Source organism: Micrococcus lylae NBRC 15355, assembly GCF_001570885.1.
GTDB lineage: Bacteria > Actinomycetota > Actinomycetes > Actinomycetales > Micrococcaceae > Micrococcus > Micrococcus lylae.
In genome coordinates this window covers 1-21,253 of record NZ_BCSN01000035.1, presented here as the reverse complement: position 1 = coordinate 21,253, position 21,253 = coordinate 1, and the positions used below count along the sequence as shown (strand labels likewise).

21 protein-coding genes, 1 tRNA gene and 1 pseudogene are annotated in these 21,253 nt (G+C 70.3%); 16 read left to right on the top strand and 7 right to left on the bottom strand.

Translation table 11 applies throughout. The annotated features are described in order from the left end of the window. Positions 1-338: 338 nt before the first annotated feature. The 10 genes from MLY01S_RS08200 to MLY01S_RS08175 all read left to right on the top strand — a co-directional run bounded on the left by MLY01S_RS08200 (position 339) and on the right by MLY01S_RS08175 (position 9,092). Positions 339-1,088, top strand: a complete 750-nt coding sequence (locus MLY01S_RS08200; RefSeq protein WP_067191047.1) for a response regulator — start codon at positions 339-341, stop codon at positions 1,086-1,088. A 138-nt stretch (positions 1,089-1,226) separates the two neighbouring features. Beyond that, a complete protein-coding gene (locus tag MLY01S_RS12455; RefSeq protein ID WP_157531282.1) occupies positions 1,227-1,400 on the top strand; it encodes a hypothetical protein in 174 nt (57 codons plus the stop codon). Positions 1,401-1,479: 79 nt separating this feature from the next. Beyond that, the gene (locus tag MLY01S_RS08195) at positions 1,480-2,682 is read left to right on the top strand and encodes a sensor histidine kinase (protein ID WP_067191045.1); all 1,203 of its coding nucleotides are present in this window, start codon (positions 1,480-1,482) and stop codon (positions 2,680-2,682) included. A gap of 192 nt (positions 2,683-2,874) precedes the next feature. Further along, positions 2,875-3,621: a trypsin-like peptidase domain-containing protein gene (locus tag MLY01S_RS08190; RefSeq protein ID WP_067191043.1), complete on the top strand. Its 747-nt coding sequence runs from the start codon at positions 2,875-2,877 to the stop codon at positions 3,619-3,621. A 61-nt stretch (positions 3,622-3,682) separates the two neighbouring features. After that, positions 3,683-3,853 carry a class III lanthipeptide gene (locus tag MLY01S_RS12825; protein WP_180525336.1) on the top strand — a complete coding sequence of 57 codons (171 nt, stop codon included), beginning with the start codon at positions 3,683-3,685 and terminating at the stop codon, positions 3,851-3,853. 10 nt (positions 3,854-3,863) lie between these two features. After that, the gene (locus tag MLY01S_RS12820) at positions 3,864-4,007 is read left to right on the top strand and encodes a hypothetical protein (RefSeq protein ID WP_180525333.1); all 144 of its coding nucleotides are present in this window, start codon (positions 3,864-3,866) and stop codon (positions 4,005-4,007) included. 29 nt (positions 4,008-4,036) lie between these two features. Continuing rightward, positions 4,037-6,634 (top strand): class III lanthionine synthetase LanKC, encoded by a 2,598-nt coding sequence (gene lanKC / locus MLY01S_RS08185; RefSeq protein WP_067191041.1) that lies wholly within the window; start codon positions 4,037-4,039, stop codon positions 6,632-6,634. Positions 6,635-6,680: 46 nt separating this feature from the next. After that, complete coding sequence (locus MLY01S_RS12815) at positions 6,681-6,803, top strand: class III lanthipeptide (RefSeq protein ID WP_209279936.1); 123 nt, start codon at positions 6,681-6,683, stop codon at positions 6,801-6,803. Between the two features lie 146 nt (positions 6,804-6,949). Next, positions 6,950-8,647 (top strand): ABC transporter ATP-binding protein, encoded by a 1,698-nt coding sequence (locus MLY01S_RS08180; protein WP_067191039.1) that lies wholly within the window; start codon positions 6,950-6,952, stop codon positions 8,645-8,647. Between the two features lie 64 nt (positions 8,648-8,711). Continuing rightward, complete coding sequence (locus tag MLY01S_RS08175; protein WP_067191037.1) at positions 8,712-9,092, top strand: hypothetical protein; 381 nt, start codon at positions 8,712-8,714, stop codon at positions 9,090-9,092. 99 nt (positions 9,093-9,191) lie between these two features. Here MLY01S_RS08175 and MLY01S_RS12445 read toward each other — a convergent pair. Next, a pseudogene (locus MLY01S_RS12445) lies at positions 9,192-9,311 on the bottom strand (ABC transporter ATP-binding protein); the annotation flags it as partial. Between the two features lie 221 nt (positions 9,312-9,532). Then, the gene (locus MLY01S_RS08170) at positions 9,533-10,489 is read right to left on the bottom strand and encodes a glycerophosphodiester phosphodiesterase family protein (RefSeq protein WP_082739869.1); all 957 of its coding nucleotides are present in this window, start codon (positions 10,487-10,489) and stop codon (positions 9,533-9,535) included. 231 nt (positions 10,490-10,720) lie between these two features. On the opposite strand from MLY01S_RS08170, the gene MLY01S_RS08165 reads away from it, so the two are divergent. Next, positions 10,721-12,013, top strand: coding sequence for a DUF445 domain-containing protein (locus MLY01S_RS08165; RefSeq protein WP_245232100.1), 1,293 nt, complete (start codon positions 10,721-10,723; stop codon positions 12,011-12,013). Positions 12,014-12,116: 103 nt separating this feature from the next. Here MLY01S_RS08165 and MLY01S_RS08160 read toward each other — a convergent pair whose 3' ends face one another. After that, positions 12,117-13,118, bottom strand: a complete 1,002-nt coding sequence (locus tag MLY01S_RS08160; RefSeq protein ID WP_135103278.1) for a hypothetical protein — start codon at positions 13,116-13,118, stop codon at positions 12,117-12,119. A gap of 152 nt (positions 13,119-13,270) precedes the next feature. Beyond that, positions 13,271-13,984: an alpha/beta hydrolase gene (locus MLY01S_RS08155; protein ID WP_067191035.1), complete on the bottom strand. Its 714-nt coding sequence runs from the start codon at positions 13,982-13,984 to the stop codon at positions 13,271-13,273. 51 nt (positions 13,985-14,035) lie between these two features. Here MLY01S_RS08155 and MLY01S_RS08150 point away from each other — a divergent pair, with 51 nt between their 5' ends. Together MLY01S_RS08150 and MLY01S_RS08145 are read left to right on the top strand one after the other, a co-directional pair. Beyond that, on the top strand, positions 14,036-15,292 hold the full coding sequence (locus MLY01S_RS08150; protein ID WP_245232099.1) for an alanine racemase: 1,257 nt from the start codon (positions 14,036-14,038) through the stop codon (positions 15,290-15,292). Continuing rightward, positions 15,289-16,629, top strand: a complete 1,341-nt coding sequence (locus MLY01S_RS08145; protein ID WP_082739865.1) for a D-arabinono-1,4-lactone oxidase — start codon at positions 15,289-15,291, stop codon at positions 16,627-16,629. Before MLY01S_RS08150 ends, MLY01S_RS08145 begins: the two co-directional genes overlap by 4 nt. 165 nt (positions 16,630-16,794) lie before the next feature. Here MLY01S_RS08145 and MLY01S_RS08140 read toward each other — a convergent pair. After that, a tRNA-Lys gene (locus tag MLY01S_RS08140) sits at positions 16,795-16,867 on the bottom strand. 107 nt (positions 16,868-16,974) lie between these two features. Here MLY01S_RS08140 and MLY01S_RS08135 point away from each other — a divergent pair. From MLY01S_RS08135 to MLY01S_RS08125, 3 genes are all read left to right on the top strand, one after another. Continuing rightward, complete coding sequence (locus tag MLY01S_RS08135; protein WP_067191033.1) at positions 16,975-17,649, top strand: hypothetical protein; 675 nt, start codon at positions 16,975-16,977, stop codon at positions 17,647-17,649. A 180-nt stretch (positions 17,650-17,829) separates the two neighbouring features. Next, positions 17,830-18,456 (top strand): hypothetical protein, encoded by a 627-nt coding sequence (locus MLY01S_RS08130; protein ID WP_067191031.1) that lies wholly within the window; start codon positions 17,830-17,832, stop codon positions 18,454-18,456. 10 nt (positions 18,457-18,466) lie between these two features. Then, entirely contained in the window at positions 18,467-19,492 is a 1,026-nt protein-coding gene (locus tag MLY01S_RS08125; RefSeq protein WP_067191029.1) for an inorganic phosphate transporter, read from the top strand. Between the two features lie 235 nt (positions 19,493-19,727). Here the strand turns inward: MLY01S_RS08125 and pstB are convergent, their stop codons facing one another. Further along, positions 19,728-20,507, bottom strand: a complete 780-nt coding sequence (gene pstB / locus MLY01S_RS08120) for a phosphate ABC transporter ATP-binding protein PstB (protein WP_067191027.1) — start codon at positions 20,505-20,507, stop codon at positions 19,728-19,730. A gap of 91 nt (positions 20,508-20,598) precedes the next feature. Beyond that, on the bottom strand, positions 20,599-21,253 hold a 655-nt coding region (gene pstA, locus MLY01S_RS08115; protein WP_082739863.1), incomplete at its 5' end, for a phosphate ABC transporter permease PstA.

Genomic DNA, 21,253 nt, shown 5'->3' with positions numbered 1-21,253 from the left:
CGGACCCGGGGCGCTGTGGTGACAGTAGAGAGTAGACCGCGTCACCTATGAGCGAGGTGTACGTCACACACGATGACGGCGCAGGGCGGGCGCCGTCGTCGTGTGCGACCGGAGACGACCCGACGGACGAAGGTCCGGAGGCACCCCGGGACGCGACGGTTTCTTGAACGAAGGCGCCCCGGAATCCGACGGTTTCCCGAACGAAAGTGCCCCGGACCGCGACCGTTTCCCGAACGAAAGTGCTGGGAGCGTCGTCGCCGCCGAGAGGTGGAGGCCGGATCGAACCACGACTACCGTCGGGGGCAGGCCCGATTCACAGACGACGGCTGGAGGGGACCATGGCCAAAGCACAGGACGAGGAGACGAGCCACGGGGACGTCACGTTGCGGGTGGTCGTGGCCGAAGACCAGCCCATCATGCGAGCGGCCCTGGTCGAGCTGCTCGCCAAGGACCCCCGCTTCGACATCGTCGCGGACGCCGGTGACGGCGCGGAGGCCGAACGCCTCGCCCGCCAGATGTCACCCGACGTCCTCGTCACAGACCTGGACATGCCGGTGCAGGACGGAGTCGCCACCATCGCCTCCCTTACGCAGGACACCCCCGTACGCTGTCTGGCCCTGTCCACCTTCGGCTCCGAGGAGTGGGTGCTCTCCGCCCTGCGCGCCGGCGCCTCGGGCTACGTGGTGAAGCACTCCGAGCCGGAGGACATCCGCGCAGCCGTGAGGGCGTGCGCGGCCGGGGAAATGACCGTCTCCCCACAGGTCGTCTCACTTCTCGTCGACCAGATCTGCAACGAAAGTCCCGCATCGCGGCGACCACCTCTCCACGACCCCGCCGAAGATGGACAGCCCCCTGCGCTCACCCCGCGCGAATCCGACGTGCTCGCGTGCTTGGCTGGAGGTATGAACAACCAGGAGATCGCCGACGAACTCCACCTCTCCGTCGGTGCTGTCAAGCTCTACCTCAGCAAGGCCTGCGACCGGCTGGGTGCTCGAGACCGAGTGCAGCTCCTGGTCCGAGGCACCGAGCTCGGACTCATCCAGCCGTCGCTGGCGAATCCTGAGACCGGTCTGGCCCGCTTCCAGTGATCCCGCTGTGGCCACTGACCTTTGGCCACCGGAGTACTGGCCCAACGGCCATAGTGCGGCCGCCCCTCTCCCTGTGAAGCTGAACACGCCACGGGATGAACGACAGTTCCGTGGAAGTCTCGGAGAGAGGAACCCACCATGCGCCGCAAGACCACCGTCCTCGCCACTGCAGCCGCGCTCGTCGTCTCCACCGTGCTGGGTGCCCCGGCCGCACACGCCGCCCCGACGGAATCGCCAGCCACGCTCGCCCCCTCCACCTGGCTCAATGACCAGTGGTGCTTCGTCTTCGGGAAGCTGTACAAGACCTGCTGACCCCGGAGGGACGTCACACGTGGGAGGCCATCCGATCGTCCGAATGGCCTGTCCAGGTTCTGTATGAGACTCTGACCTCGTGCAGAAGGGTGCGGGCGGCGGCGAGGCGACAGTCCTGAAGAACTCTGCCGCGTCCAGACAAGGTCGCGACTGGCCTCGACGGGCCACACACCTGTTCCTGTGCCTGACAAGCCTGGCCCTCGTCATCGACTTCATCCCCGTGCTCGTCGGGACGCAGGACGAGCCGGACGCGATCGCCGCGTCGGCCGGCTATCTCGCCGCATGCCTCGCACCGGTCATGGCGATCTTCCACCGCCCGACGGCCCTGGCCGTGTTCATCGTGGGGTCTCTGGTCGGACCGCACATCGTGGAGACCGCAGGACTGCTGACGTTCATCGCGATCCTCTTCCTCGCCCTGACGATCCTGTTCGGGAGCCGGCGCGAAATGCTTCTCGCCGTGCCGGCGCTGGTGCTGTGGTCCACCAGTGTCTCCCTGCGCCTCGACGGCACCCTCGCCTTCCTCGTCACCTACCTTCTGTTCGCGCTTCCCACCGGGGCTCTGGCATCGGTGGGGCGACATATGCGCCGCCAGGCGCATCGCGCCCAGCAGCGTCTCATACAAGCCGAGGCTGACCGGCGGACCGCCATACGCCGCCAACGCGAAGCACTTGCCCGCGAGCTGCACGACGTCGTCGCCCACGAGCTCACCGTGATCTCCATGCTGGCGGGGGCCCGCCGCAGCTCCACAGACGTGGACGCCCTCCAGGAGGGCCTTTCGAGCACCCGCGAACACGCGGTCCAGGGCCTGCGCGAGCTCCGCACCCTGCTCGGTGTCCTGCGCGCCGAGAGCACTCAGCCGACCCCACCACCGGCTCCTGAGGGACCGGCCGACGCAGCAGCAGTCCTCTCCGACGTCGTCCACCAGGCCCGCGCACTGGGCTTCGACGTGCGTACGAGCACACCGGATGAGGCAGCCTGGGAAACAGTCTCCCGGACCATCAATGAATCCTTGGCGCGGATCCTGCGTGAGGCCTTCTCGAACATCCTCAAATATGCCGACCGCTCAGCTCCCGTCGTCGTCCAGGTGGAGCTCCGGCCGCACGAAGTGCGATGCCTGCTCGAGAATCGGATCCGGCGCGAGCCGTGGCAGCCCAGGTCCAAGGACAGCAGCTCCCGTCTGGGCGTGGCCGGGCTCCACGAACGAGCCGCCCTGTTGGGAGGGACCGCAGAGATCGGGCCCCTCGGTGAACTCTGGCGCGTCGATGTGCGCCTGCCGGCCTGATCCGGGCCCCAGGCAGTCCCTCCGCACAGGCTGACTGGCCATCCGTCCAGTACGCACCGCCACAGCGATTCGCCGGAAGTTCAGGTCGGACGACTGTATGTGCTCACTGCCTGCTGCCGATTTCATGGAGTCATCGACGACGTCACGAGACGTCGGACAGATTCGCCGAAGTCGAGAGGAGGTGCACCAGCCATGGCCGACATCAGAAGAAATCCGAGCCGTTGGGCAGGCTTCGCGTCCCGGCGCGTCGGCCGTCTCGTCTCGACCACCCCGGACGGGATCACCGTCGGCACTGCCACCCTTCTCTCCACCGAGGGGACGTTCGGCATCATCTCCACCGCCGCCCACTGCCTCACCACCGGTGAACACGACCACGTCGACAGCCGAGTCCTGCTCGGCCGCCGGCACGGGATTCCCACCCGCCGCCCGAGCGGACGACACCTCGAGGTCCTTCGCGCATTCGTTCCGACGGCGTGGAGAGAACGGGCCTCCGTGGAACATGACCTCGCATTCGCCGTGGTCCGCCTGCCCCGGGAGTTCGACGCCGAGGTTCTCGGCCCCGAGGTGCGGCCCGACTTTTCCAAGGACATCGATGAAGGCCCCGTCGCCGTCGTCGGCTTCGAGTCCAGGGTGTTCCCCCGTCGCGCTGTCATCCGCAACATCGCCTCGGTCGATCGTCCCTTCGCCGACGCTACCGCGTATCGAGCTCGCTGCGGAATCTCGTCCGGTGGATCCGGCGGACCCTGGCTCGTGCGTCGTGGAGGAAGCATCCATCAGTTCTCCGTGACCAGCTTCGGTTCCCGCCGGGATCGACGTGTCCTGTTCGGACCGACCTGGGACGCGGAAGCCGCTGAACTCCACGCAGCGGCTTCGCAAGCGGCGGCCCAGGCGACTCATCTCGCCGACCGCGGTCCCCCTGACCTGCCCCTGGGCTCCTGACCTGCCCCTGGGCCGGAATGCAACGACCAGATCCCCACCCATCCATGAGAAAGGAAACACCATGATCACCTCGCATAAGTCAGCCACGACGCGTTCCCAGCGGGTGCTGCTCCTCCAGGACGTCGAGCCTGAGCTGCGGAGCTCGGACATTCCAGGACTCACGTCGAACCTGAGCATCATCTGCAAGGAGCAGAGCACGATCTCGATCGCCGTCTGCGTCCCGGGCAAGTGAGGAGCCAGAGATGACCGCCATCCTTTCCCTCCAGGGCATGGACGTCCGCAGGACGTCGTCGGCCGGACGAAGCATCTTCTCCGGCACGAGCATCGCCCTCTGCCCCATCACCACCATCGCCCCTGCCAGCACGGCGAGCGTATCCGTCTGCTGAAGGGCGATCCCCGCCCGAGGAGGACCCCCGTGGACCTGCGCTATCACCAGTACGTCATCCCCGGTCACGACTTCTACCGGGACTCCGACCGCCGCCCTGAGGCCGACTACGGCATCGAGGTGCCCGACGGTTGGACCGTTCGCAAGGACGAGGACTGGACCTTCGTCCTTCCGACGGGGACCACACTCCCCGTCCAGGGATGGAAGATCCACCTTTCCGCGCGTGTCGACGACGCGGAGGAGGTCATCGCCCGGCTTCTGCCCGTCGCCCTGGTAGATGACCTGGCGTTCAAGGTGACCCGGTCCCCTGCACGCCTGCTGCTGAAGAACTCCAAGTACGGCGACCGGTCCTCCTCGGGCAAGTTCATCACCGTGTACCCACGTGACGAGGAGCACTTCATGGCCCTCCTCGACCGACTGCACGATCTCACAGCCGACCTCCGGCCCGGCCCCTATGTCCTCTCCGACCGTCGCTGGCGTGACGGCCTCGTCTACTACCGTTACGGAGCGTTCGCAGAGATGCGGGTCGTGACGGAGGACGGCCAGGAGCAGTTGGCCCTGCGCCACCCCGATGGCATCCTCGTCCCGGACACCCGCGGGCCCGTCTGGTCCTTGCCGGACTTCGTCGAACTCCCAGCTCGACTGGTCTCCGCGGAGCCCGACGACGCGGCGCCCTTCCCCTACCAGGTGGAGTCTGCCCTTCACTTCAGCAACGGCGGCGGCGTCTACAAGGCCTTGGACAGGAACCATACGACAGTCGTGCTCAAGGAGGGCAGGCCCGGTGCCGGCATCGATGCGCGCGGCCGCGACGCGGTGGAGCGCATCGATCACGAGGCGCAGATGATGACCCGGCTCCGGGGCACCGGCTTCGTCCCCGAACTCGTCGAGGTGTTCGATGCCTGGGAACACAGGTTCATGGCGCAGGAGTATGTCCACGGCGTCACGCTGAACAGCTGGATCGCGGCCTACTTCCCCTTCGCCTATGACGGCGACGGGCGGGAGTACGTCCGGCAGGCGATCACCGTGGTGCGCAGACTCGAGCGCTGTGTGCTTGGCATCCATGAGCATGGAATCGCGCTGGGCGACCTCCAACCGCTGAACGTCATGGTCGACGACGATCTGCAGGTCCGCTGCATTGACCTCGAATGCGCCGGCGAGGTCGATGCGCCCCGCGAGGCGGGCCTGATGACCCTCGGTTACACGCCCTACGGTCAGGTGAGCATGCGGGAGGCTGACCTGTACGGCCTCGCCAAGATCGCACGGCAGGCGTTCCTTCCGATCGGCCCCGCCGAGGACCTTGCCCCCGACCTCTGGGATGTGCACGTGGACACCATCCGGCAGCTTCACGGCGACACCGCGGCAGACCTGGTGCAAAGGCTCTGGACGGCAGTGCCGGAGCGTGTCCGCACCACATCGACCCGATGGAGGGCCGCGTCTGGCGTGGATCTGGTACGGCGACCGGACCGACTCGTCGCGGCCCTGCGCGCCGGGATTCTCAAGGACATGGATCCTGGCTCGCCGCAGTTGGTCCCCGGGGACATCAGACAGTACACAGAGCGATTCGGCACGATCAACGTCCGTAACGGCGGCGCGGGGGCCTGTCTTGCCCTGTTGCGCTCCGGCGGGCTTCCGGACCCGGCCCGGGCCTGGTTGCGCGATGCCGCGGCTCGCTGGCTGGACGCCACCAAGGACCGGACTGAGGACTATGGCCTGTTCACGGGCGGCGCCGGCCTCGGCGGTGTCCTCTGGGAAGCAGGCATGCAGAACGAAGCCGCCGCCGTGATGGATGAGGTCCTCGATCATGTGGCACACCTGTCCCGATCTCATGACCGCACGCACGAACGACTGACCGTGGACGCTGGACACGCGGGCATCCTGCTGCAGTTGCTGGCGTTCCACCGCCTCACGGGGGACGAGCGCTTCCAGACGGCGGCAGTGGCCGTGGCGCGTGATCTCGTGCGCAGATACGACCCGGACCAGGCTCCGTTGGCCTCCGATCCGGATGCCATCACCATCGGACTGTTCGAGGGATGGACCGGTTGCGGTCTGGCTCTGGCCGTCCTGTGCGATCAGATGCCGGATCGTGTCCACGAGTTCGAAGAGCCCATGTCCACGATGCTGGCCTCGGATATCCGCTCCGGCGCCTATGGGGAAGACGACGGGGCCTTCACGATCGTGGACGGACGCCGGCTCATCCCCTACCTCGCCGGCGGTGGTGCGGGCACACTCGTCGCCCTCCGGGCTGCCGAGCGGTCCGGCGCCGTCGTCCCACCTCTCGACGGGATGACGGAGGGGGCCCTCCGCTCCGCCGACTCCCGCAGCTTCTACAACGCCGGGTTGCTGCGGGGGACCGCAGGCCTGATCTCCGCAGTCCGTCTGCTCGATGCCGAACGCACCGACATCCTGGAGCGTCTTGGTCGCCTGCTCGGCAACTTCCTCGTGGACGACGGCACAGACGCCGTCTATCTGACAGGTGACTTCGGATACCGCCTGTCCCATGATCTCGGCACCGGCAGCGCAGGTCTGATCTGCGCGCTGGTCGGCCGCACAGATGTCCAGGCTCCCGCCTGGATGCCGCTGCCCACCGCCTCCTACCCGGCGGCGAAGGAACGCGGAGACGGTCGGTGACGCCCGTCACCGACCGGAGGAACCGAACACAGAAAGGAACCCCATCATGAAGAACCAGGTCCTCTCCCTCCAGTCCATGGATTCCCAGGACGACATCGAGCTGCGAGCCGGCTCGTCGCTGTCCGTCAACTGCAAGGTGATCTCCACCATCTCCGTGGCGGTCTGCTGACCTGAACGGATCACGACCATGGAACAGGAGCGCGCGTCGGGGGCAGAGCCCCTGCAGGCTCTGCCCCCGACGCCCTCCCCTGCCGCACGGCCGAGGCCACGGAGCCGACCGCAGCAGAGCCGCGAACCACAGGAAGAGGTGAACCCGTGCATTCGACCGCATGGCTGACCGCTGGCCACACACGCAAGGCGGCCTCGGTGGTCCTGCTGTCCTGCCTCGTCTCAGGCCTCAGCCTCGTCCAACCCCTCGTCGTCCACAGGGTGATGGCGCAGACCAGTGACCTGGACAGCCTGCCGCTCCCAGCAGTGTGGGCACTGGCGGTCGTGCTGCTGGGTCTTGTCACCGCGATCGCCGTGAAGGCGGTCGTGCAGGCATCGCTCGCCGAGGACATCGCGCTCGAACATCGGCGCGGCATCGTGGAGGACGTCGCCCGCGCCGATGCCGACAGCATGGAGCGGTCCCGCGGCTCGGACCATCTCACGTGTGTGACCAGTGATGTCGAGGCCGTCAAGAACACGGTGTCCGCCGGCGCACTCGACATCCCAGCCCAGCTGTTGCTGTCGGGCGTCGCCCTCGCGGCCATGGTCGTGTTCGATCCGCTCGGATTCCTGATGGCCCTCGGTGCCGTCGCCGTGCTGGGCACCATCGCCATGGCCAGCGGTCACCGAGTGAACCGGCTCACCCGCGACCGGCAGGAAGCGATCTCGAATGCGACGGCGGACGTGGACGCCCTCATCCGTGAGCACCGCGCCCTGACCCACCGGAACCTCCAGGGCGAACGCGCGCTCGCCGCACTCGGCCACTTCGTCGACGCCGGCCGGCACGGCCGCGGCATCGGCCGAGTACGCGGTCTGATGGCCCCTCTGAACGAACTCGCCGTGTCGATCGCCCTCCTTCTGCTCCTCGGCGTCGGCGGGCTGCGCGTGGCCGCCGGCGTCCTGCCGCTCGAGAACCTCGTGACCTTCGTGCTCTACTTCGGCCTCCTCGCAGGGCCCGCCGCCACCGTGTCCAACGGCGTGCTCGCCTGGCAGGAGGGACGCGCGGCTGCGGGCCGAATCGCCGAGCGCCGTCACGCGCTGAGGGTCGACCGACGGCTGCCTCCGCTGTCATCCGATCGCTGGCATCACATCGACGCTGTCCCGTTGCGCGGCCAGCTCTCGCTCGACCGAGTCTCAGTGCCGGGCCGTGACCCCCGCACTCCGCGCCTGGATCATGTCAGCGCAGACTTCCCGAGCGGCGGGTTCACTGCCGTCGTGGGCCGGTCGGGAGCCGGCAAGACCACACTCCTCGAACTCCTGACACGGCGGATCACGCCGTCTGAGGGCCGCGTGCTGTTGGACGGGCAGCCCGTCGAGGACATCGACCTGATGGACTATCGGGCCCGGCTCGGGATCGTCGAACAGGAGCAGACCCTCTTGCTGGGAGCCGGACCGGAGTCCATCGCCGCGGTACCGGGGCTGGCCTCACTGGTCGAAGACATCCGCCGCGGTGAGGGCGATTCCTCGAGTCCGCGGCACTCGGGTGGGGAACGCCAGCGGCTCGCCATCATGTCCGCCCTCACCCGCGGAGCGGACCTGCTCCTGATGGACGAACCGACCTCTCAGCTGGACGGCGTCGCCGAGCGCAACGTGGTGGACCTTGTCCGCCAGCGCCCCACGGGCACGACCGCCGTGGTGATCGCTCATCGCCTGACCACGGTTCGCGACGCAGACCAGATCCTCGTCATGGACAGGGGAAGGATCGCCGACCGTGGAACCCACGAGGAGCTCTGGACCCGCTGCACGGCCTACCGTGCCCTGTGGGAGGAGCCGGTACCGCAGGCGGCCTCTCTCACTTCCGTCTAAGGAGCCGAAGGGTCGGAGAAGAACCTCGCCGGAACATACACGCCCAACGCAGAAGGAGAGAACGATGAAATCCAACACACTCCGGGCCACCCAGACGCACCGACCGTTGACCAGGCGGTCCTGGCTTCTGGCGGGGCTCGCCGTCGTCTTGGCACTCGTCTCCGCAGTCGGAATCGTCCTCACGCAGCAGGGCTCGGGTCATCGCACAGTTGCGGACTCCCTGGATGCCGGCAGCTTCGGCCCGTTGCTGGCCGTCGGCGGCGCCTGCCTGGGACTCGTGATCCTGGTGATCGCCATGGTTGTCACGGCGGTCCAAGCGGGTGACGCACGCACGGTGAGCGGTGGAGACCTGCGCGGACGGGTCCTGTTGATCATGGGCGGGGGCCTGCTGGTCTCCTTCCTGGTGTGGGTGTCCGCAGTGACCGGATGGGCGCTGCTCAGCTGACTGGCTGATCGCTCCACTCCGGAGGCGCCCCGGAACGCGACGGTTTCTTGAACGAAAGTGACGCGGAACGCGACGGTTTCCCGAACGAAAGCGGGTGGGTCAGACGTGGGTGCCGTCCGCCTCCACCGAGATCCCCAGCTCGTTGCCCGGGATCGAGGCGAGCAGACGTCGCGTGTACGGGTGCCGCGGGTTGGTGAAGACCTCCTCCGAGGAGCCGGCGAGGATGAACGTGCTGTCCACGTCCCCGTCGGTTCCTCCGCCGGTGTTGTCCCCGCGCTGGGACTCGGCGCAGCCGGCCAGGACGAGGGCTGCGGACGCGGTGACGGCCGCGGCGGCCAGGAAACGGCGCTTGGGGGTACGTGCGTGCTTGGCGCCTCCATGTCGGTGCGAGTGGCCCCCGGGTGACGCTGATCACGTCCCGGGGCTGCCTGTGATCATACTCACACTCCACGCAAAGGGTGAAGGCCGGCGGCGTGTTCCCTGTGGACAGGGCTGCTCTGACGCCCCTGCCGGACCCCCACGGACGCCGCCGCCCCGTCGGCCCCGGCGGCGAGCTGCTGCCGGACCGCTCCCGGACGGTTGGTGGTGAGCTCGTGCACCCCGTGGGAGACGAGGAACGCGACGTCCTCCGGCAGGTCCGGGGTCCACACGCGCAGCCGACGCCCGGCGGCCGTCCAGGCCTTCACGTCCGCGAGGTGACGGCGCACATACGCCACGGAGGGGCCGGCCAGCTGGGTGCCGCCGCCCCACACGAGGGCCTCGCAGCCGGCGAGCGCCTGCTGCATCGCGGCGCGCACGGCCACCCGAGTGACGGGGCCGCGGGCCAGGCGCGAGGCCGCCGGCTCCGGGTCCACGTCCACGAGGGCGCAGAGGGCGTCCGGCCCGGCCATCGGCGCCAGGTGCCGCAGGGAGCCGGGGTCGAAGGACATGAAGGACACCTGCACAGCGCCGAGCATGCCGGTCTCCGGGTCCCAGCCGTGGGCCACGAGCTCGGCGAGCACGCGCTCCTCGAGCTCGTGCCCGAACGGGGAGGGGTGCTTGAGCTCGACGGCCAGGCGCAGGGGCCGTCCGGCGGCTGCGGCGATCTCGAGCAGATCGGCGAAGCGCAGCAGCTGGTCCCGTGCCCGACCGTAGACGGCGGGCAGGGACGCCGGATGCCAGGAGTGCACGTCCAGACGGCGCAGCTGGGCGAGGGTGTGCTCGGCGATCGGCCCGCTGCCGTCCGAACACCGGTCCACCGTGGGGTCGTGCCAGCAGACGAGTTCGCGGTCCCGGGTCAGGCGGACATCGCACTCGAGGCCGTCCGCGCCCACGGCGAGGGCGTGCAGGTAGGCGGCGCGGGTGTGTTCGGCGTAGTCGGCGGACGCGCCCCGGTGGGCGATCACCAGCGGTGTCATGCCGTGCACGCTACGAGCCCGGGACGAACGGGCGGTGAACGCCGGCCATGCCCCCGGCCACGGGACGGCGGACACTCGGGACCACGGCGTCCGGCGGGGCTGGTTCAATGGTCGTCATCGCAGGTCGCCGGCGGGTCGGAGCACCTCCTTCCCGACGACGGCCCCCGCCTTCTCCGCCCGCCTCGCCGCCGCCTGCGGCCGGCGGAACCGCCCCGTCCCAGGAGACCCGCAGTGACCTTCTCCCCCGCCTCCGGCACTCCGGCCCTCGGCATGGCCGGGGTCGATCCGGCCGTCGACTCCCGTGCCCGGGACCTGCGCCGCATGAAGGCGGTGGCCACGGGCCTGCTCGTCTTCCTGGCGGTCGTGTTCGTCATCGCGTTCGTGCTGCAGGAGCAGCACCCGTGGCTGTCCTACGTGCGCGCCGCAGCCGAGGGTGGCATGGTGGGCGCGCTCGCGGACTGGTTCGCGGTGACAGCCCTGTTCCGCCATCCGATGGGGGTGCCGGTGCCCCACACGGCCCTCATCCCACGGAAGAAGGACCAGCTCGGCTCCGCCCTGAAGGACTTCGTGCAGGAGAACTTCCTTGACTCGGACGTGGCCAGGGAGAAGGTGGAGGGGTTGCAGGTCGCTGCGCCGCTGGGCCGCTGGCTGCGCACGGAGGAGAACGCCGCCCGCGTGGCCGTCCAGGTGTCCGCCGTGGCGCGCCAGGCCGTGGCGGCCGCGGACGACGAGGTCATCCAGGACCTGCTCGGCCACCTCGTGCAGCGGCACATGGTGGAACCGGACTGGTCCCCCACGCTCGCCGGGGTCCTGGAGGACGTGCTGGCCGGACGCCACCACGACACCCTGGTGGACCTGATCGTGGAGAACACCGGGGACTGGGTCGCCGCCCACCCCGAGGTGTTCGTGGAGACCGTCAAGAAGCGGTCCCCCGAATGGAGCCCGGACCTGGTGGACCGGCTGCTGGCCGAGCGCCTGCACGCCGAGCTGCTCAAGTATCTGGCCGGCATCCGCCGGGACCGGCGTCATGAGGCGCGCCGCGCCGTGGACCAGTGGCTGGCCCAGGTGGCCGAGCGCATGCGCGCGGACCCGGCCACCCGGGAGTCGGTGGAGCGGTTCAAGCGGAGCCTCTTCGCGGACGAGCACCTGCGGGACTGGCTGCGCCGCGCCTGGAACGGCCTGTCCGAGTCCCTGCTGACGGCGCTCGAGGACACCTCCTCGGACCTGCACCGTGCGCTCGTGAACGGGCTGCGGGACCTCGGCGGCCGCCTCGAGGAGGACGCGGACGTGCGGGACCGCGTGGACGGTCTGGCCCGGCAGGCCGCCGCCTCGGCGCTCACCGAGTACGGACCGGAGCTGACCGGCGTGATCGAGGAGACCGTGCAGCGCTGGGACGGCGAGCAGACCGCCCGCACCCTCGAGCTGTTCGTGGGCAAGGACCTGCAGTTCATCCGCATCAACGGCTCCGTGGTGGGCGCCCTGGCCGGCCTGGTGATCCACACCCTGGCCACGGTCCTGCTCTAGCCCCCGGCACGAGGGAGGGGCACGACGCACGGCCACGGCGGGTGTCCGTCGTCGTCCCCTTCCGCAGGCGCCTGCCTGGGCGGTGGTGCCGGGGAACCGGCCGTCAGGCCTTCTTGTCCTTCCTGCGGCCGAAGCGGCCCTTGAGGCCGGCGACAAAGCCCTCGCCCTTGCCCTCGTCCTTGCCTTTGTCCTTGTCCTCGGCGGGCGCGGCGTCCACCGGGGAGGCGACCGGATCGCCGTCCAGGTCCACCTGGCCGGAGAGCTCCTTCCGGGCCTTCTCCTCGAGGACCTTGAGCTCCTGCTCGTCCTGCTCCGGGTCCGTGGTCGGGTGCACCACCTCACCGGGCAGGGCGGCCGGGAGCGGGCCGAACAGGGTCTGCGCGGACTTCACCACGGCCTTGCCCATGGCACGGTTGCCGACCCCGCCGATCACGGCGCCCACCCCGAAGGGGACCGCGCGGCCCAGGAATCCGGCGCCCTGGCGGACCAGCATCTTCCGCATGAACTTCTTCTTCATCTGCTGGAAGAAGAGCTCGGACATGCTGCCCTGGGCGCCGATCCCCATGAGCGCGGACAGGCCCGTGGAGTTCGCGGTCCCGCCAGGCACGATGCCGCCGCCGCGCTGGCCGGCGGCGAAGTCTCGGAGCATCTTCCTGCCGTCCTCGCTGAGCATGACGGCCATGACGAGCGCTTCGGCGCGCTGCGGGTCGTCCGTGGAGATGCCATGCAGCTCCGCGATGGACTGCGCGTAGAGGGCGGTGGTCTCCATGAAGCCCACCACCGCGGCGGCGGACAGTCCCAGCGCGGCCACCGTGCCGAGGCCCGGGATGATCGCGGTGCCGCCCACGGCGGCCCCGGTGCCGGTGACGGCCAGCAGGTACTGGTCGTTCAGACGGTCGGCGATCTGCGCGGGGGTCTCGTCCGGATGCCTGCGGTGCAGGCGGCGGATGTTGGCCAGCACGAGCGGGCGCTGGATCCTGATGGCCCGCAGCACGGCCTTCTGGAAGCCGTCGGTCGGGTTGCCGTCCTTGTCGAAGGCACTGTTCATCGCGACGTTCATCGCCTTTCCACCGGCGAGGCGTCCGAGCGTGGAGTTCTTTGCCATGGCGCCACAGTAGTGCCCGGGGCGGCGCGCGACAGAGGGCCGGGGGCCTTGTGCGCTGAGGGCGTGACGAACCGGAGGGCAAGGCCCGCCACGGGGCGGGCTTCTGCTCCGCGGCGGGTGTTCCCTGCTCGCACCGGCCGGGCCTGCACTCCTCAGGAGGCCAGCGTGTGCTCCAGGAAGATCTTCACGTCCCGGCCCATCTCCGGGCTGACGGAGTGCAGGATGCCCGGATAGGTGCGGGCGGTGAGCCGGGTGTGCTCCTGCACCCAGTGGTCCGTGTAGGCGATCGCGCCGTCGTGGATGACCGGGTCGTCCGGGTCCCGACCCCAGAAGAAGGGACGCGGGCCGGGGCCCTCCGGAGGCGAGTCGAGGGTCTCCAGGAGGGCGTCCTGGAGGACGAAGCCGGCCAGCCCCACACCGCAGGCGAAGCTCTCGGGACGGACCCGGATGGCCGTCGTCGCCATGGCCATGCCCTGGGAGAAGCCGAGCACGGAGACGGACCGGAAGCGGTGGCGGGTCACGGCCTCGTCCGCGAGGACGTCGTAGACGCGGTGCACGGCGGCGAGGACTTGGGAGAATTCGCCCTTCAGGCTCAGGTCCAGCAGGAACCAGCCCCAGGCGCCCGGGTCGTCCGGCAGTCCCTCCGTGGCTCCGGCGTCGATCTCGAGGCCGCCGCGGAGGGCGAGCCCGGTGCAGCGCTCGGGGAGCATCGGGAAGAAGCGTGCACCCGCGCGTCGCTCGTTCGTGCCGTAGCCGTGGAAGACGAGCACCAGGTCAGTGCCGTCCCTTTCGGTGACGGGGCGGGACCAGAGCGCATGGACTCCGGTGGCGAGGCGTTCCGATGGTGGCAGGGCTGTCCCGGACATGGTGCAATCGTAGCCGTGACACGGCACACATCAGCCCCGGCCACCGTTGCAGTGGCGCAGCAGCCCCCCTTCGAGGCGTACGTCGCCGCGCTCCGGCGCAGCCAGGACGAGCTGCCCCCCGCGCCCCTCGCCCTGCTGGACATCACCGCCTTCCGCGCCAACGCCGCGGACATGGCCCGGCGCGCTGCCGGCACCCCGCTCCGCGTGGCCTCCAAGTCCCTGCGCATCCGCAGGGCCATCGAGGCCGCCCTCGGCGAGGACGGCTTCTCCGGCATCATGGCCTTCACCCTGGCCGAGGCCCTGTGGCTGCAGGAGTGCGGCCACACGGACCTGCTGGTCGCCTACCCCACCGTGGACCGTCCGGCCCTGCGCGCCTGGGTCCGCTCCGCCGAGGCCCGCGCCGCGATCACCGTGGCGGTGGACTCGCCCGAGCACCTCGAGCTGATCGAGCAGGTCCAGCGCGAGGCCGGCCTGCACCCCTCCCAGTCCACCGGCGAGATGCCGCCGCTGCGCCTCTGCCTGGACCTGGACGCCGCCTGGCAGCCGACCGCCGTCCCCTGGCTCCGCGTCGGCGCCCTCCGCTCACCCGTGAAGACCCCGAAGCAGGCGCGCGTGATGGCAGAGAAGATCCTCAGCACCCCCGGCTGCTCCATGGTGGGCGTGCTCGCCTATGAGGGCCAGGTGGCGGGGCTGCCGGAGGGCGGCGGACCCCGCTCCCTGGCGATCCGAGGCATCAAGGCCGCCTCCATCCGGGACCTGGCCTGCCGCCGGGTGGAGATGGTGCAGGCGATCCGCGAGGTCACCGCCCGCCACGGCGTGCAGCTGGAGTTCGTCAACGGCGGCGGCACCGGCTCGATCGAGTCCACGGTCGCCGAAGGGGCGGTCACCGAGGTCGGCGCCGGCTCCGGCCTGCTGGGGCCGGCCAGCTTCGACGCCTTCGCGCACTTCACCGTCCGCCCCGCGAGCTTCTTCATCTGCCCGGTGGCGCGGCGCACCGACCCGACCACCGTCACCGTCACCGGCGGCGGCTGGATCGCCTCCGGCGTGCCGGGGCCGGACCGCTCCCCCACCGTGGCCTGGCCGGAGGGCCTGTCCCTCTCCGGGCAGGAGGGCGCCGGCGAGGTGCAGACCCCGCTGCGCGGCGCGGCCGCCCGCGGGATGAAGCTCGGCGACCCGGTGTTCTTCCGCCACGCGAAGGCCGGCGAGCCTGCCGAGCACCTGTCCGCCGTGGCCGTCTACTGCCGTGTGGAGGACGAGATCGTGGACGTCTGGCCCACCTACCGCGGCGAGGGGAAGGTCTTCCTGTGAGCGCCTCGTCAGCAGGGACGACGACCCGCCCCACCGCCTACAACTGGTGCCGGTCCCAGTCGTGGACGCCGTCGGCGGTCGTCCGTCCCGCCGGAGTCGAAGAGCTCGCCTCGGTGGTGCAGCAGGCGGCTGCGCGCGGCGGGCGGGTGAAGCCCATCGGCGCCGGACACTCCTTCTCCCCCGTCGCCGCCACGGACGACGTGCAGCTGGACCTCGGCACGCTGACCGGCCTCACGGGGATCGACCGCCAGGCAGGCCGGGTGCGGGTGCGCGCCGGCACGCGCCTGTCCGCGCTCGGCCCGCTGCTCGGCGCCCACGGGCTCGCCCTGGCGAACATGGGTGACATCGACCGGCAGACCCTCGGCGGAGCGATCAGCACCTCCACCCACGGCACCGGCCTCGGGCACACCGGCTACTCGGGCATGGTCACGGGCCTGGAGATCCTCACCGCGGACGGTCGCCTGCGCCGCGTGGACGCGGCCCACGAGCCCGAACTGTTCGAGGCCGCCCGGGTGAGCCTGGGAGCGCTCGGCGTGGTCACCGAGGTGGAGCTCGCCGTGTGCGAGTCCTTCCTGCTGCGCGCCGAGGAGCGCGCCGAACCGATCGACGAGACCGTGGCCCGCTTCCGGGAGCGCTCCCGCACCGCCGACCACCACGAGTTCTACTGGTTCCCGGGCTCGGGCGTGGGGCTGACCAAGCTGAACACCCGCCTTCCCCTCGGCTCGGGGCTGGACCCGCTGCCGCCGCTGCGCACGAAGGTCATGGACGGGCTGCTCGCCAACGGCGCCTACGAGCTCATGTGCCGGCTGGGTGCCGCCGTGCCGCGCACCGTGCCCGTGCTGAACGGGATCGCCTGCCGCGGCCTGGACCAGCGCACCTACACGGACGTCTCCTACAACGTGTTCGTGGCGGACCGCTCCGTGCGGTTCACTGAGATGGAGTACGCGATGCCGCTGGAGCACTTCGAGGAGGCCTTCGCCGGGCTCCGCGAGATCTGCGCCGGCATGTTCCGGGACGGCCGCGGAGTCTCCTTCCCCGTGGAGGTCCGCACCGCCGCCGCGGACGACGTCTGGCTGTCCACCGCGCACGGCCGGGACTCCGTGTACATCGCCGTGCACCGCTACCACCGTGAGGACCCGACCGACTACTTCCGCGAGGTCGAGGACCTGTTCGTCTCCCTGGGCGGCCGCCCACACTGGGGCAAGATGAACACCCGCGACGCCGCCTGGGCCGCGCAGGCCTACCCGCATCACGCGGACTGGTGCGCCGTCCGCGACGCCGTGGACCCGCAGCGCGTCTTCACCAACGCCTACGTGGACCGGCTGTTCGGGTCCTGACGCCCCCGAGGCGGGGACACGGCCCCGGTGACGGCACACGTGACGGCGGCGGGACCGTCGTCGTGAAGCGGGGGCGTCCGGCCGTCAACCGTGGCGAGGGACGACGACGGCCCCTCACTTCGCGTGTGAGGGGCCGTTCCGCGCCGCGTGGGCGCTGGTGCTCGGTGGGCCCTGCGGGGATCGAACCCGCGACCGGCGGATTAAAAGTCCGATGCTCTGCCAACTGAGCTAAAGGCCCGTCGCCCGGTGCTCGCACCGGGCCTCTCGAGCCTACCGCAGGGCACCGGCCCGCCGTGGGAGAGTACCGTGGGGCTCCCGCCCACGATCGTGAGAAGGAGTCCGCCCATGGCCGTCCACCGCGCCGCCTCCGGACGGGGAGCCAGCTCGACTGCGTCCCGGCCGGTCCGCCACCATCGTCCGCGGATGTCCACGCCGGACGAGCTGGCCCGGTTCGCCGGCGGAGAAGACCCGGCCGAGGTCTCCGCCGCCGCCTCCCGCCTGGCCCATGCCCTCGTCACGGGCGGGCAGACGGAGGACGACCCGCAGGTGGTCGAGCGGCTCATCGGGCTGGTGGACGAGCTGGGCATCGACACGGTGGCGGAGCTCTGGGCGGATGCGCCGGCCGTCTCCCTGGCCGGGGCGCTCTGGCGCCTCTACGCCCTGCACGAGGCCACCGCGCGGGACGGCGAGTCCTGGGCCGCCTGGTACCGGGCCGGCCATGACGCCCACGTGGCCCGCGCGGTCGCCGGGGCCGTGGAGCCGCCGGGGCCGGAGGAGCTGCGTCGCCTGACCACCACGATCCTCACCGGTGCCTACCGTGCCGAGATCGACGTGGCCTTCGAGCGCGCCGCCGCCTACGCCCGTGTGGTCTCCCTCGGCCAGACCCGCCACGCGGAGGACCTGGAGATCGCCGCCCCCGAACACGCCGTACACCTCACGCGCCGTGCCGAGCGACTGCTGGGCACCGCGGAGGCGCTCGAGGACTCGGCTCGTGGCTGGCGTGACGGATCGCTAGACTGACAGACAGCGGTGCCGGGCTGCTGGTAACCCCGGGCTCCAACATTCTGCCGCTGCGAGCGGCCATCCGCCGAGAGGCGTTCCCGGTCCGGCACCGCGCCCCCTTCCACCGCACCCACGCCGGCCGCAGACGGCGCCGGCAGCCGCCGGGCCGCCGGCCCGAGACCCGTCAGGAGAGGCCCCATGGCGCAGCGCCGGACCTGGCTGACCACCCGCGACACCCCGGCCCTGATCCACATGGCGGACCTCGCCGGCGCACTCGGCCGCTCCGTCCACGTCGTGGCCCAGTCCCCCGTCTCCGAGGGGTCCTCCCGAGACGCCGTGGACCGCGACCTCGCGGACCTGGACGCCTCCGCCTCCGCCTCCCTCATGGCCTTCCTCACAGCGCTGCGCAGCGCCTACGTCACCCCCCTGCCCCGCGAAGACCTGTACCTGCTCGCCTCCGGAATCCACCACGCCGTGCAGCGTGTGGTGACCGCCGGCTTCCTGGTGCACCACGGTCGCATGGACGACCTGCCGGCCGAGGCCCTGGACATGCTGGAGACCATCGGCCGCCAGTCCGAGCTGCTCACGGACGCCACCGAGCAGCTCCGGGACCTGGACGCCCTGGAGGAGACCTGGATCCAGCTCACCCGCGCCTCCCGCCGCACGGACCGGGTGCTCGTGCAGTGGCTCGCCTCCTTCGGCGAGGACCTGCTGCAACGCGAATTCAACCGCCGGCGCGAGGTCGCCTGGGCGCTGCAGTCCGCCATCGAGGCCCTGCGCGATGTGAACACGCACCTCGGTGCCGTCCTCGTGCGCGAGTCCTGAGGCCGCCACCGTGCTCCTCGGCCTCACCCTGAGCTTTGTGGCCATCTGCGGCCTCGGCGTCCTCACTGGCTTCCGCGACGCCCCGAACTCCGTGGCCCTCGCGGTCCGCTTCCGCTCCCTGTCCCCGCGCATCTCCCTGCAGCTCACCGCCGCCATGAAGGCGCTCGGCGTCCTCTTCGGCACCACCCTGATGACGTTCTACGCGGCGTTCTTCCTGCACCCGGAGACCAACGGCTGGCCGGGCCTGGCCACCACCGGCATCGCCATCCTCGTGACGATCGGCTGGGGCCTGCTCATGTGGTGGCGCCGCATCCCCGGATCCACCACGCACTCCCTGATCTCCGCCCTCTGGGGCACCACGATCGCCGCGCACCTGACGGTGGGCAGCGATCAGATCGAGCAGGTCGTCTCCTTCGTCCAGTGGGAGCTGCTCGTGGGCCTGCTGATCTCCCCGCTCATCGCCTGGGCCTTCGCGCGTCTGCTGACCCGCCCCCTGCTGCGGCTCGGAACCACCGGCTCCACCGTCCGCGTCCAGCACCGCGCCCGGCTCGCCCTGGCGATCTCCACGTCCGCCTCCGCGTTCGGCCACGGCATGCAGACCGGCCAGCGCATGGGCATCCTCTGGGCCCTGGTCCTGGCCAGCGCCGGCGCGCGCGAGCTCGCGGCCCTGCCTCCGGCGCAGCTCTGGGCCTGCGCGGGCGCGTTCGCCCTGGCCACAGCGATCGGCACCCTGGGCGGAGCCTGGCGCATCTCCTGGACCCTCACCGAGCGGCTCGTCTCCCTGGACCCGCTGCGCGCCTCCGTGGCCGCCGGCACCGCCGCCGCCTGGCTGTTCTTCGGAACGCTGCTGCTGCACATGCCGATGTCCTCCACCCACATGACGGTCGCCTCGATCGTCGGCGCCGGCCAGGACCAGACCTTCGCCTCGGTCCGCTGGGGCCAGCTGGCCCGCCTCTTCCTGTGGTGGCTCGCCACCCCGGCCGTCTGCCTGGTGCTGTCCTTCATCCTGGCCAGCGGCGTCCTCGTCCTCGCCTAGGGCAAAGCGGCCGCCCCGCCCTGCCGTTTCGGGGACCCGCCGGCCGTTTTGGAGACCGACCTCCCGTTTCGGGGATACAACACGGCCGCGTTCTGCGATCTCAACCCCGTGTCTGCCCCTCAAACCGTGGAGGGTGGGTCCTTTGGACAGTGAGGACACGACGACGGCTCCGTCGCCTCGAAAGGGCAACGGAGCCGACGTCGTGGGGTGCCTCCGGAGCCGGAGGCGGTGCCTGTCAGCCGAAGCGGCCGGAGACGTAGTCCTCGGTCTGCTGGTTCGAGGGGTTGTTGAAGATGACGTTGGTCTCGTCGTACTCGATGAGCTTGCCCGGCTTGCCGACGCCCGCGATGTTGAAGAACGCGGTCTTGTCCGCCACGCGGGCCGCCTGCTGCATGTTGTGCGTGACGATGATGACCGTGTAGTTCTCCTTCATCTCGTTGATGAGGTCCTCGACGGCGAGGGTGGAGATCGGGTCCAGGGCCGAGCAGGGCTCGTCCATGAGGATCACATCCGGGGACACGGCGATGGTGCGCGCGATGCACAGGCGCTGCTGCTGACCGCCGGAGAGGCCGGAGCCCGGCTTGTCCAGGCGGTCCTTGACCTCGTTCCAGAGGTTCGCGCCGCGCAGGGACTTCTCCACGATCGAGTCCGCCTCGGAACGGCTCAGGCGGGTGCCGTTGAGCTTGTAGCCGGCCAGCACGTTCTCCCGGATGGACATGGTGGGGAACGGGTTCGGGCGCTGGAACACCATGCCGATCTGCGACCGGACGGCCACCGGATCCACGCCCTGGGCGTAGATGTCCTCGCCGTCGAGCAGCAGGGAGCCCTCGACGTGGGCGCCGGGGAGCACCTCGTGCATGCGGTTGATGGCGCGCAGGAAGGTGGTCTTGCCGCAGCCGGACGGACCGATGAAGGCGGTGACGGAGCGGGGGGAGATGTCGATGTTCACGCCCTCGACGGCCTTGAACTTGCCGTAGAAGACGTCGACGTCGTTGGCCTGGATGCGCTTGGACATGTGCGGTTTTCCTTCTGGGGAGTCGCTGTGGAGCGGGAGTCTGTGGGGCCGGAGGGCCGGCGCGGAGCGGTGGGCTCCGCACCGGCCTCGGTCAGCGGCCCTTCTTCGGGGCGAACGCCTTGGCGATCACGCGTGCGATCAGGTTCAGGCCCATGACGATCACGATGAGGACCAGGGCCGCGGCCCACGCACGCTGGAGCGACGGGTCGGTGGCGGTCGGGGACGTCGGGGCCACGAGCTGACGGTAGATGAACACCGGCAGGGCGGTCATCCATTCGTCGAACGGGTTCCAGTTGATGTTCATCGCGTAGCCCGCGGTCACCAGGATCGGCGCGGTCTCACCGGCCACACGGGCGATCGCGAGGGTGACGCCGGAGGCGATGCCGGAGATCGCCGTCGGCAGGACCACCTTGAAGATGGTGCGCCACTTGCGCACGCCCAGCGCGTAGGAGCCCTCGCGCAGCTCGTTCGGGACCACGCGCAGCATCTCCTCGGTGGAGCGAACCACCACCGGGATCATCAGCACGGACAGCGCGATGGCTGCCGAGAAGCCCATCTTCACGGCCTGCATGGCCGCCGGGCCCGGACCGAGGATGCGCTCCATGACGACCTGCATCATCGCGAAGGAGAAGAGGCCCGCCACGATCGAGGGGATGCCGGTCATCACGTCCACGAAGAAGATGATGGCGCGGGAGAACCAGTTGTCCCGGCTGTACTCCACCAGGTAGATGGAGGTCAGCAGGCCG

Coding starts and splice junctions, on each gene's coding strand:
- MLY01S_RS08200 (WP_067191047.1), top strand. CDS start 339: ATGGCCAAAGCACAGGACGAGGAGACGAGCCACGGGGACGTCACGTTG.
- MLY01S_RS12455 (WP_157531282.1), top strand. CDS start 1,227: ATGCGCCGCAAGACCACCGTCCTCGCCACTGCAGCCGCGCTCGTCGTC.
- MLY01S_RS08190 (WP_067191043.1), top strand. CDS start 2,875: ATGGCCGACATCAGAAGAAATCCGAGCCGTTGGGCAGGCTTCGCGTCC.
- MLY01S_RS12825 (WP_180525336.1), top strand. CDS start 3,683: ATGATCACCTCGCATAAGTCAGCCACGACGCGTTCCCAGCGGGTGCTG.
- MLY01S_RS12820 (WP_180525333.1), top strand. CDS start 3,864: ATGACCGCCATCCTTTCCCTCCAGGGCATGGACGTCCGCAGGACGTCG.
- MLY01S_RS12815 (WP_209279936.1), top strand. CDS start 6,681: ATGAAGAACCAGGTCCTCTCCCTCCAGTCCATGGATTCCCAGGACGAC.
- MLY01S_RS08175 (WP_067191037.1), top strand. CDS start 8,712: ATGAAATCCAACACACTCCGGGCCACCCAGACGCACCGACCGTTGACC.
- MLY01S_RS08170 (WP_082739869.1), bottom strand. CDS start 10,489: ATGACACCGCTGGTGATCGCCCACCGGGGCGCGTCCGCCGACTACGCC.
- MLY01S_RS08160 (WP_135103278.1), bottom strand. CDS start 13,118: ATGGCAAAGAACTCCACGCTCGGACGCCTCGCCGGTGGAAAGGCGATG.
- MLY01S_RS08155 (WP_067191035.1), bottom strand. CDS start 13,984: ATGTCCGGGACAGCCCTGCCACCATCGGAACGCCTCGCCACCGGAGTC.
- MLY01S_RS08135 (WP_067191033.1), top strand. CDS start 16,975: ATGGCCGTCCACCGCGCCGCCTCCGGACGGGGAGCCAGCTCGACTGCG.
- MLY01S_RS08130 (WP_067191031.1), top strand. CDS start 17,830: ATGGCGCAGCGCCGGACCTGGCTGACCACCCGCGACACCCCGGCCCTG.
- pstB (WP_067191027.1), bottom strand. CDS start 20,507: ATGTCCAAGCGCATCCAGGCCAACGACGTCGACGTCTTCTACGGCAAG.